General features: G+C 32.1%; 2 protein-coding genes and 1 pseudogene. 2 read left to right on the forward strand and 1 reads right to left on the reverse strand.

Going from position 1 to position 1634, the window contains the following annotated elements; genetic code table 11:
• Positions 1 to 535, reverse strand: a 535-nt coding sequence (locus WBQ70_RS04690) for a YjgN family protein (RefSeq protein ID WP_423911246.1), incomplete at its 3' end; no start/stop codon positions are given.
• Positions 536 to 742: 207 nt separating this feature from the next.
• On the opposite strand from WBQ70_RS04690, the gene WBQ70_RS04695 reads away from it, so the two are divergent.
• Both WBQ70_RS04695 and WBQ70_RS04700 read left to right on the forward strand, forming a co-directional pair.
• A complete protein-coding gene (locus WBQ70_RS04695) occupies positions 743 to 1072 on the forward strand; it encodes a HesB/IscA family protein (RefSeq protein ID WP_423911248.1) in 330 nt (109 codons plus the stop codon).
• An 81-nt stretch (positions 1073 to 1153) separates the two neighbouring features.
• A pseudogene (locus WBQ70_RS04700) lies at positions 1154 to 1634 on the forward strand (Fe-S cluster assembly protein SufB); the annotation flags it as partial.

A 1634-nucleotide genomic window follows, 5' to 3' on the forward strand; every position in this document is an offset into this window, starting at 1 on the left:
CATTTCCTAATAAATAATTTCGCATGTTAATAACCATCCATGGGCCGTATATTCCTAAGGTGATTATAGACAGTCCAATCAATTTTAAAAACAGTTTTATGAACTCAGACCTGTCTCCTCTGTAGCCAAAACGTATTCCTCTCCATGATGTACGTGACATTCTATAGCGATAAGAACCATGAATGGCTATGGGGAAAATAGCAATAAAACCAATGTAAAAAAGGAATATTCCGACGAAAGGCATTTGTAATTTTATAAACAAAAAAAGCAAACCGTAAAGCATACCAAATATCAAAATTGCTTTAATAAATCCTTTAAACATTTCTTTTCCAGTACCGTGAAACGAAAAGGAATCTCCATTTAATGTAGTGGAGCTATATACAAATTGCAATTGTTTTGCTTTTGCCCACGGATAATATATTCCAAGTGTAAGGATGGTTAATAGCCAATTGACTATTACGATTCCAAAAAAATCACTTCCTTTTCCGTTAAAGTCAAGCGTGTAATTTTGATTGCTTTCTAAGTTGTTTTCCATAATTTTAGTACAGTTTTAGATTAAAATTTAGGATAAAAATATACTATTTTTTTTACTAAAGAAAACAAAATAAATAATTTCTATCCACTCATTAGTTATAAAAATGTTATCTATTGTGCAATACCGTTTTTATGCCTTATCTTTGCAGTTAATTTAGACAAAATCAATATAGCCTAAAGCCTGCATTGATTTATAAAAAAGAAGCACATGATAAAAGTTTCAGATACTGCTAAAAAGAAAATCATCGAATTAATGAAAGATGATGGTTTTGATGCTGCTACAGACTACGTGAGAGTAGGAGTAAAAAGCGGTGGTTGCTCTGGATTGTCTTATGATTTGAAATTTGACGACAAAAAAGGAGATGACGATAAAATTTTTGTAGATAACGATATTACTATAGCTGTTGAGAAAAAATCGTTCTTGTATTTAGCAGGAACTATTTTGGAATTTTCAGGAGGATTAAACGGAAAAGGATTTGTATTTAACAATCCAAACGCCTCTAGAACTTGTGGTTGTGGTGAATCATTCTCTCTATAGTCATAAAGCCAAATGTCATAAAGTCGAAAAGACTTACGATGACTTTAAAACTTTAGACTTTAAAACTTTAAGACAAAAATAATGAGTAAATACACAGAAGACGATTTAAAAATCGAACTCGAAAACAAAGAATATGAATACGGATTTTATACCGAATTAGAATCGGAGACGTTTCCTATTGGATTAAATGAAGATATTGTTCGTGCCATTTCTAAGAAAAAAGAAGAGCCACAATGGATGACTGACTGGCGTATCGAAGCTTTTAGAGCTTGGGAAGAAATGATTGAACCAGAATGGGCAAATGTGAATTACATTAAACCTGATTTTCAAGCCATCTCTTATTATTCAGCTCCAAAAACGGTTGATCCAAACAAAACCCTTGATGATGTTGATCCAGAATTACTGGAAATGTACAAGAAATTGGGTATTTCTGTTGATGAACAAAAAAAGATGAACAATGTAGCAATGGATATTGTGGTTGACTCCGTATCAGTAGCCACAACATTCAAGAAAACATTAGGCGAAAAAGGAATTATCTTTATGAGTATTTCTGAGGCGATCA

Source organism: Flavobacterium sp. (assembly GCF_049590715.1).
Classification (GTDB): Bacteria; Bacteroidota; Bacteroidia; order Flavobacteriales; family Flavobacteriaceae; genus Flavobacterium.

What these genes read in the sequence shown, in the direction of transcription:
- WBQ70_RS04695 (WP_423911248.1), top strand. Translation starts at nt 743, where the DNA reads ATGATAAAAGTTTCAGATACTGCTAAAAAGAAAATCATCGAATTAATG.